Origin of the sequence: Rahnella sp. CG8, from assembly GCF_023701875.1 — a bacterium.
In the GTDB taxonomy this organism is placed as follows: Bacteria; Pseudomonadota; Gammaproteobacteria; order Enterobacterales; family Enterobacteriaceae; genus Rahnella; species Rahnella aceris.
Window position 1 is genome coordinate 1 of record NZ_JABAED010000058.1, and the last position, 7,696, is coordinate 7,696.

At 49.0% G+C, this 7,696-nt stretch carries 10 protein-coding genes, 1 other RNA gene and 1 pseudogene; 8 read left to right on the plus strand and 4 right to left on the minus strand.

What is annotated here, in order from left to right:
- Positions 1–138: 138 nt before the first annotated feature.
- Positions 139–522 (minus strand): autonomous glycyl radical cofactor GrcA, encoded by a 384-nt coding sequence (gene grcA, locus HGO41_RS25435; RefSeq protein WP_013576730.1) that lies wholly within the window; start codon positions 520–522, stop codon positions 139–141.
- Between the two features lie 339 nt (positions 523–861).
- Between grcA and ung the strand changes: the two genes are divergently transcribed.
- Positions 862–1,542 (plus strand): uracil-DNA glycosylase, encoded by a 681-nt coding sequence (gene ung, locus HGO41_RS25440; protein WP_013576731.1) that lies wholly within the window; start codon positions 862–864, stop codon positions 1,540–1,542.
- 60 nt (positions 1,543–1,602) lie between these two features.
- Here the strand turns inward: ung and grpE are convergent, their stop codons facing one another.
- Positions 1,603–2,190: a nucleotide exchange factor GrpE gene (gene grpE / locus HGO41_RS25445; protein WP_013576732.1), complete on the minus strand. Its 588-nt coding sequence runs from the start codon at positions 2,188–2,190 to the stop codon at positions 1,603–1,605.
- Between the two features lie 137 nt (positions 2,191–2,327).
- Here grpE and nadK point away from each other — a divergent pair, with 137 nt between their 5' ends.
- The 3 genes from nadK to bamE all read left to right on the plus strand — a co-directional run bounded on the left by nadK (position 2,328) and on the right by bamE (position 5,421).
- Entirely contained in the window at positions 2,328–3,206 is an 879-nt protein-coding gene (gene nadK / locus HGO41_RS25450; RefSeq protein ID WP_013576733.1) for an NAD(+) kinase, read from the plus strand.
- A 96-nt stretch (positions 3,207–3,302) separates the two neighbouring features.
- Positions 3,303–4,964 carry a DNA repair protein RecN gene (gene recN, locus HGO41_RS25455; RefSeq protein WP_194286502.1) on the plus strand — a complete coding sequence of 554 codons (1,662 nt, stop codon included), beginning with the start codon at positions 3,303–3,305 and terminating at the stop codon, positions 4,962–4,964.
- A 112-nt stretch (positions 4,965–5,076) separates the two neighbouring features.
- Positions 5,077–5,421, plus strand: coding sequence for an outer membrane protein assembly factor BamE (bamE, locus tag HGO41_RS25460; protein ID WP_015690323.1), 345 nt, complete (start codon positions 5,077–5,079; stop codon positions 5,419–5,421).
- A 76-nt stretch (positions 5,422–5,497) separates the two neighbouring features.
- On the opposite strand, the gene HGO41_RS25465 is transcribed toward bamE, so the two are convergent.
- Together HGO41_RS25465 and HGO41_RS25470 are read right to left on the minus strand one after the other, a co-directional pair.
- Positions 5,498–5,782: an RnfH family protein gene (locus tag HGO41_RS25465; protein WP_013576737.1), complete on the minus strand. Its 285-nt coding sequence runs from the start codon at positions 5,780–5,782 to the stop codon at positions 5,498–5,500.
- A complete protein-coding gene (locus HGO41_RS25470) occupies positions 5,775–6,209 on the minus strand; it encodes a type II toxin-antitoxin system RatA family toxin (protein ID WP_013576738.1) in 435 nt (144 codons plus the stop codon). Before HGO41_RS25470 ends, HGO41_RS25465 begins: the two co-directional genes overlap by 8 nt.
- Positions 6,210–6,365: 156 nt before the next feature.
- On the opposite strand from HGO41_RS25470, the gene smpB reads away from it, so the two are divergent.
- The 4 genes and pseudogenes from smpB to HGO41_RS25490 form a co-directional block, all read left to right on the plus strand.
- Positions 6,366–6,848: an SsrA-binding protein SmpB gene (gene smpB, locus HGO41_RS25475; protein ID WP_013576739.1), complete on the plus strand. Its 483-nt coding sequence runs from the start codon at positions 6,366–6,368 to the stop codon at positions 6,846–6,848.
- Between the two features lie 49 nt (positions 6,849–6,897).
- Positions 6,898–7,261, plus strand: a transfer-messenger RNA (tmRNA) gene (gene ssrA, locus HGO41_RS25480).
- A 192-nt stretch (positions 7,262–7,453) separates the two neighbouring features.
- A pseudogene (locus HGO41_RS25485) lies at positions 7,454–7,543 on the plus strand (integrase arm-type DNA-binding domain-containing protein); the annotation flags it as partial.
- A gap of 71 nt (positions 7,544–7,614) precedes the next feature.
- On the plus strand, positions 7,615–7,696 hold an 82-nt coding region (locus HGO41_RS25490; protein WP_150059927.1), incomplete at its 3' end, for a transposase.

A 7,696-nucleotide genomic window follows, 5' to 3' on the forward strand; every position in this document is an offset into this window, starting at 1 on the left:
AAGGGTCCATGATGAGCATGAACCCTTTTTACACGAGCCACCGGATCGGTCAACTGATCCTTAAACGATCGGCATTAGCCCTGAAGGCGGTTTTTTTATATCCATGAAACTGCTGGAATCTTAAAAGCTCGGAAGTGATTACAGACTTTCGGTGAAAGTACGGGTAATCACGTCACGCTGCTGCTCAGCAGTCAGTGAGTTAAAGCGCACCGCATAACCAGACACACGAATGGTCAGTTGCGGGTATTTTTCAGGATGCTTAACCGCATCTTCCAGAGTTTCACGGCGCAATACGTTAACGTTCAGGTGCTGACCCCCTTCCACACGTACAGTCGGTTGAATTTCCATTGGTACTTCACGGTATTCAAACTGGCCAAGCTCGCTGACAGCAACGATCTGGTCTTCCGCAAAACCCGCTTTTGCACACACGCAGCGCGCTTCCGCTTTTTCATCATCCAGCAGCCAGAAAGAGTTTTTCAGCGCTTCGTTGTTGCTTTTAGTAATTTGGATCCCGGTGATCATATGTTGCCTCCATTGTTGGCTACGATACTGTTAATTGATTGGTGTAAGGTTTGAACGACAACCTGTTTTCCTGTTGTCAGATATAACAGCAGAACACCCCGCATTCTTTGATAAATATCAATCTTTTCCTTGTGGGTATTTCTTACCCTCAGCATATTTATGTTTTATATCAATTTTTCCAAGGCACTGGATTAAATTATTTTTGTAAATTATCAACAATTTTTGCATAGAACGTTAAGTCGCAGATAAACATCAGCAAAAGCGCGTGCGGGTTTAACTCATCGGAATGAGCAGGTAAGCTACTGCCAGTTTAAAATTATCATCAAAAGGAGAGCGTCAATGTCCACCACTCTCACCTGGCATGACGTCATTGGTCAGGAAAAAGAACAACCTTACTTCGTTGATACGCTGAAGTTTGTCGCGGCTGAACGCGCTGCGGGCAAAACGATTTATCCGCCGCAACAGGATGTGTTTAATGCATTCCGCTCTACCGAACTGGCAGACGTCAAAGTCGTGATTTTGGGGCAGGACCCTTATCATGGTCCCAATCAGGCTCATGGCTTATCGTTCTCCGTTCGCCCGGGCATTCCGGCACCACCTTCGTTAGTGAATATGTATAAAGAGCTGGCTACCGATATTCCAGGCTTCGAACGACCCACTCACGGCTATTTGCAGAGCTGGGCAGATCAGGGCGTCTTGTTGCTCAATACCGTGCTGACTGTCGAAGGTGGTCAGGCGCATTCACATGCCAAACTGGGCTGGGAAACGTTCACTGATAAGGTCATCGCAGCGTTGAATGAAAATCGTGATGGGATCGTCTTTTTACTCTGGGGTTCCCATGCGCAGAAAAAAGGCAATATTATCGATCGCAATCGTCATCATGTATTGAAAGCACCGCACCCTTCTCCGCTTTCTGCCCACCGGGGTTTCCTGGGGTGTAAGCACTTCTCGCAGGCGAATGCCTTACTGATGCAGCAAGGTCTGGCACCAATTGACTGGGTGCCCAGATTGCCGGAATAACAAAAAAAGAGGCACCCGCAAAGGTGCCTCTTCCATTATGTCAGTCTGCTTAAAACAGAATCAGGCTTTGGCTTTAGAAACCGCAACCATTGCCGGGCGCAAAAGACGGCCGTTCAGCGTATAACCCTTCTGCATCACCATCATTACGTGATTAGGTTCCAGCTCGTCGGATTCCATCATAGTCATCGCCTGGTGCAGTTCAGGATTGAATGGCACGTGGATATCAGCCACCACTTCCATACCGAACTTGCGAACAGCATCCAGCAGGGATTTCAGGGTCAGCTCGACGCCTTCAATCAGACCCGCCAGTTCTGAATTCGATTTATCAGCCAGATCCAGCGCACGTTCCAGATTATCGATTACCGGCAACAATTCGCCAGAGAATTTCTCCAGAGCGAATTTATGCGCTTTCTCTATATCCTGCTCGGTACGACGGCGGATATTTTCCACTTCCGCTTTCGCACGCAGCAAGCTGTCACGCTCACGCTGCTGGAGTTCTTTCAGCTGCGCTTCCAGTTCAGCAATACGTTCATCGCGCGGGTCAACGACATCTGCCGCCTGAGTTTCCGCTTCCGTATGCAGCTCTTGTTCCTGATTCAGTTCTTCAGAGACTTGCTCGTCAGGTGTCTTATGTTCTTTACTACTCATGAATCTCTCCGCGTTTTAGCATTAATCTTGCTAGTTGGCTTATTATGGGGATCAAAACCGGGGTTTCAAGGTTTGGTTTTTAATGAAACCGGTCATAATGCAGGAGTCATCACACCCTGCTGAGGATAACCACAGCGATGAATAAAAAATTTGAGTGCATTGGGATTGTCGGACACCCTCGCCATCCTTCCGCACTTGCCACCCATGAAATGCTTTACCACTGGTTAATCTCAAAAGGTTATCAGGTGATCGTCGAACGTCAGGTGGCACAAGATTTAGCCCTGGAAGGCGCACAAACGGGCAGTCTGGCTGAGATCGGCAAGCTGGCGGATTTAGCCGTGGTCGTCGGCGGTGACGGCAATATGCTGGGTGCGGCGCGCGTTCTGGCCCGCTATGACATAAAAGTCATCGGCATCAACCGGGGTAATCTTGGCTTTCTTACCGATCTGGATCCGGATAACGCTTTGCAGCAACTCGATGACGTTCTGCAGGGTGAATACATCAGCGAGCAACGCTTCCTGCTGGAAGCCATGGTGCGCTGCAAGGACCAGCAATGTCGCGTCAGTACCGCCATCAATGAAGTCGTCCTTCATCCGGGAAAAGTCGCGCACATGATTGAATTTGAAGTCTATATTGATGACAAATTCGCTTTTTCCCAGCGCTCCGATGGTCTGATTATTTCGACACCAACCGGTTCTACCGCATATTCACTCTCAGGCGGCGGTCCGATCCTGACGCCGACGTTAGAAGCTATCGCACTGGTGCCGATGTTCCCACATACCCTTTCGGCGCGCCCGCTGGTTATCAACAGTAGCAGCACGATTTGTCTGCGGTTTTCGCATATGAGCAATGACCTTGAAATCAGCTGCGACAGCCAGATCGCCCTGCCGATTCAGCCGGGTGAAGAAGTGGTTATCCGTCGCAGTGAGTTTCATCTGAATCTGATCCATCCGAAAGACTACAGTTATTTCAATACATTAAGCACAAAACTGGGATGGTCAAAAAAACTCTTCTGATCTGATAAAAATAATTCGCCAGCCCCTTTACTGTATATAAAACCAGTTTATACTGTATGTAATTACAGGTCTGTTGTTATGTACAGGAAGGTGATCATGCTGGCGCAATTAACTATCAGTAACTTTGCCATTGTCCGTGAATTAGAAATCGATTTTCATGCAGGTATGACGGCCATCACCGGTGAAACCGGTGCCGGTAAGTCCATCGCGATTGATGCGCTTGGGCTTTGTCTGGGCAATCGTGCCGATGGCAGCATGGTGCGTCTCGGTGCCAGCCGTGCAGATATCTGCGCGCGATTCACCTTAGCGGATACCCCTTCGGCGAAACACTGGCTGGCTGAAAATCAGCTTGATGAAGGGCTGGATTGCCTGTTGCGCCGGACGATCAGCAACGATGGCCGTTCGCGTGGCTTTATAAACGGCACGCCCGTTCCCCTGTCACAGCTCCGTGAACTGGGCCAGCATTTGATCCAAATTCACGGACAACACGCCCATCAGCTTCTGCTCAAACCTGAGCATCAGAAAGCTTTACTCGATGCTTATTCGGATCAGCCCTTACTGCTGTCTGAGATGCGCAAAGCTTACCAAAACTGGCATCAGAGCTGCCGCCAGCTGGCACAATATCAACAGCAGATGAGTGAGCGAGAATCACGCCGCCAGTTGTTACAATACCAGTTGAAAGAGCTGAATGAATTTGCTCCTCAGGCAGGTGAGTACGAGCAAATTGATGAAGAATACAAACGTCTGGCTAACAGCGGGCAACTGCTTTCACTCAGCCAAAATGCGCTCTATTTGCTGGCTGATGGTGAAGAACAGAATATTATCAGTCTGCTCTATAGCGCCCGCAATCAGCTTACTGAACTCGCAGAACTCGACAGCAAAATGAATGATCTTATCGTCATGCTTGATGACGCGTCCATTCAGGTCAGCGAGGCCAGCGATGAATTACGCCATTACAGCGAACGCCTGGACATGGATCCAAACCGTCTATTCGAGCTGGAGCAGCGTTTGTCGCGCCAGATGAATCTGGCCCGTAAACATCACGTCAGCGCTGAAGATCTTCCTGAACTGCATCGTCAGTTGCTTGAGGAACAGCAGGAACTGGATGATCAGGAAACCAATCAGGCAGAGCTGAGTGAAGCGGTGCAACGCCATTACCAACAAGCCGTCGCGGTTGCTGAACAACTGCACGAAAAACGTCAGTATTTTGCTGATGAGCTAACGCATCTGATCACCCAAAGTATGCAGGCACTTTCCATGCCACACGGTAAATTTAAAATTCAGGTTCAGTTCGAACCAGAACATTTAAATATGGAAGGCGCAGACCGTCTCGAATTCCAGGTCACCACCAACCCGGGGCAGCCGCTTCAGGCTCTCGCAAAAGTAGCTTCCGGTGGCGAATTATCGCGTATTGCGCTGGCTATCCAGGTTATCACGGCACAGAAAATGGAAACTCCGGCGCTGATCTTTGATGAAGTGGATGTCGGTATCAGTGGCCCGACGGCTGCGATCGTTGGCCGCCTGTTGCGTCAGTTAGGCGAATCAACGCAAGTTATGTGCGTCACTCACTTACCTCAGGTTGCAGGTTGTGGTCATCAGCATTATTTTGTCAGCAAAGAAACTGATGGTGAAGTGACTGAAACCCAAATGAATCGCCTTGATAAAAAGGCGCGTTTGCAGGAACTGGCACGTCTGCTGGGCGGAAGTGAAGTGACCCGAAACACGCTGGCCAACGCAAAAGAGTTACTCGCAGCGTAAAAAGCTCAACTTTTTTACAGTTCAGCGGTCATACAGGTGCCCCGCAAAGGTTTCAAACTGATGAAAGGTCTATTATCATCGGCATCTTATGCCCTAAAGGAATGTAATGACTATGCGCTGTAAAACGCTAACTGCCGCCGCTGTAGCTCTTGTAATGCTTACTGCGGGCTGTTCCACTCTGGAAAAGGTGGTTTATCGGCCTGACATCAATCAGGGGAACTACTTGTCTCCTGCTGATGTTCAAAAAATTCATACCGGTATGACTAAACAACAAGTTGCTTATGTTCTCGGCACGCCGATGCTACACGACCCGTTTGGCAGTAATGTTTGGTATTACGTGTTCCGTCAGGAACCAGGCCATGAAGGTATCACTCAGCAGACTTTAACGCTGACCTTCAACGAGTCTGATACGCTGACCAACATCGACAACAAACCTAAGTTGAGCGATCAAAAGTAAATCGCCCGGTGTGATGGTCTCTGGTTACCGCCAAAAATCATCTTTCAGGGTAAAAAAATAAGGCGCCTGAGGCGCCTTATTTTTTAGAACGTTCGGCGCGTATACGCCGTAACTCTTTCGGATCTGCAATCAGGGGCCGGTAGATTTCAATGCGATCACCGTCGCTGACCACGTCGGCAAGCTTCACCGGCCGGCTATAGATACCTAATTTATTCTGTTTTAAATCGATATCCTGACGCAACTCAAGTAAACCGGAAGCCTTCACTGCCTGTTCGACACTGCTCCCCTCCGCCAGTTTTACCGTTCGCAGATACTGACGTTCCGGCAACGCGTAGACCACTTCAACGCGGATCTCAGACACTGTAGACCTCTTTCGCGCGTAGAGTGAATGCCTGAACCATGCTGCCAGCCAGTTCTTTGAAGATTTTACCGAATGCTAATTCAATCAATTTATTTGTAAATTCAAAATCAAGACTGAGCTGAACTTTACAGGCATCCGGGCTAAGTTCGATGAAATCCCATCCTCCGGTCAGCTTACGGAACGGACCATCCACCAGTTGCATATCAATGCGTTTGTTGCTGATTAACGTATTTTTGGTGGTAAAAGTTTTACTGATGCCCGCTTTGGAAACATCAACCGCTGCGGTCATCGACGTATCGCTGTTTTCCAGGATACGGCTGCCGGTACAACCAGGCAGAAATTGCGGGTAGGCGTCGACATCATTCACTAAGGTGTACATCTGCTCCACGCTGAACGGCACAAGCGCAGAACGACTTATCTGTGGCATATCATTTTCCAGGTGTCATAAAACGTACAGATAATACCATTTATCCGCGCGGTAATAAAAACAACGAAGCACAGGCTGCCACAAACAGGAAAAACTCCCGACTCTCACTGCGTGGGGATTTCAATCGGCATCGCTTACAGTATAATAAGTATCACTATGACAAAGAAAAAAGCACATAAACCCGGTTCCGCGACTATCGCGATGAACAAACGCGCTCGCCACGAATATATCATCGAAGATGAATTTGAGGCGGGGCTTGCTTTGCAGGGATGGGAAGTCAAATCGATGCGCGCTGGTAAAGCAAACATCACTGACAGCTACGTCACATTCCGCGACGGTGAAGCCTTTTTGTTTGGCGCAACCATTCAACCTCTTAACGTGGCGTCCACTCATATTGTGTGTGACCCGACCCGTACAAGAAAATTACTGCTCAACAAGCGTGAGTTAGAAACGCTGTTCGGTAAAGTCAGTCGCGATGGTTACACCGTCGTCGCGCTTTCCATGTACTGGAAAAATGCCTGGTCGAAAGTGAAGATCGGTCTTGCTAAAGGTAAGAAAGAGCACGACAAGCGCGATGACATTAAAGATCGTGAATGGAAAGTAGACAAGGCACGTATCATGAAGCACGCAAATCGCTAAGCCTCTGGCGTAGCTTGGTGTTTTGCTGGTATACTACGAAATAGTACTTGGGGCTGATTCTGGATTCGACAGGATTTGCGAAGCCCAAGGAGCATGCCGAGGGGCGGTTGGCCTCGTAAAAAGCCGCAAAAAAATAGTCGCAAACGACGAAAACTACGCCCTAGCAGCTTAATACCCTGCTTAGAGCCCTCTCTCCCTAGCCTCCGCTCTTAGGACGGGGATCAAGAGAGGTCAAACCCAAAAGAGATCGCGTGGACACCTTGCCTGGGGTGAAAGCGTTAAACCCAATCAGGATAGTTTGTTAGTGGCGTGTCCATCCGCAGCTAACCGGCGAATGTAAAGATTGGACTAAGCATGTAGTGCCGACGGTGTAGTAATTCTGGACGGGGGTTCAAATCCCCCCAGCTCCACCAAATAATGATCCGGTTATTACCAGATAAGTCCGGAGAAGTCCTGAAAGCCCGCATCCCTTCTAGGTTTGCGGGCTTTTTTGTGTCTGTAGAAGTCCGAGAAGATCCGCCTGAAACCGGCGTCTATTGGTATACGAATTGGTATACGCTAAGATATATACCAATAAACGTATACCAATTAGGGAAGATCCTTGCATGGCGCGGACTACACGCCCCCTCACCCACACCGAAGTACAAAAAGCCAAAGCCACCGATAAAGACCTCACCTTGCATGACGGTGACGGATGACCTGCTCCCCGTTGATTAATACACCACGATGTTAGTAATGTCTTCATAAGCCACATGAGGACATCCCCATGAAGAAGCGTTTTTCCGACGAACAGATCATCAGTATCCTCCGCGAGGCTGAAGCCGGGGTTTCTGCCCGTGAGCTCTGCC

Excerpts from the sequence above, each read along its gene's own strand:
- grcA (WP_013576730.1), bottom strand. The coding sequence starts at position 522 with ATGATCACCGGGATCCAAATTACTAAAAGCAACAACGAAGCGCTGAAA.
- ung (WP_013576731.1), top strand. The coding sequence starts at position 862 with ATGTCCACCACTCTCACCTGGCATGACGTCATTGGTCAGGAAAAAGAA.
- grpE (WP_013576732.1), bottom strand. The coding sequence starts at position 2,190 with ATGAGTAGTAAAGAACATAAGACACCTGACGAGCAAGTCTCTGAAGAA.
- nadK (WP_013576733.1), top strand. The coding sequence starts at position 2,328 with ATGAATAAAAAATTTGAGTGCATTGGGATTGTCGGACACCCTCGCCAT.
- recN (WP_194286502.1), top strand. The coding sequence starts at position 3,303 with ATGCTGGCGCAATTAACTATCAGTAACTTTGCCATTGTCCGTGAATTA.
- bamE (WP_015690323.1), top strand. The coding sequence starts at position 5,077 with ATGCGCTGTAAAACGCTAACTGCCGCCGCTGTAGCTCTTGTAATGCTT.
- HGO41_RS25470 (WP_013576738.1), bottom strand. The coding sequence starts at position 6,209 with ATGCCACAGATAAGTCGTTCTGCGCTTGTGCCGTTCAGCGTGGAGCAG.
- smpB (WP_013576739.1), top strand. The coding sequence starts at position 6,366 with ATGACAAAGAAAAAAGCACATAAACCCGGTTCCGCGACTATCGCGATG.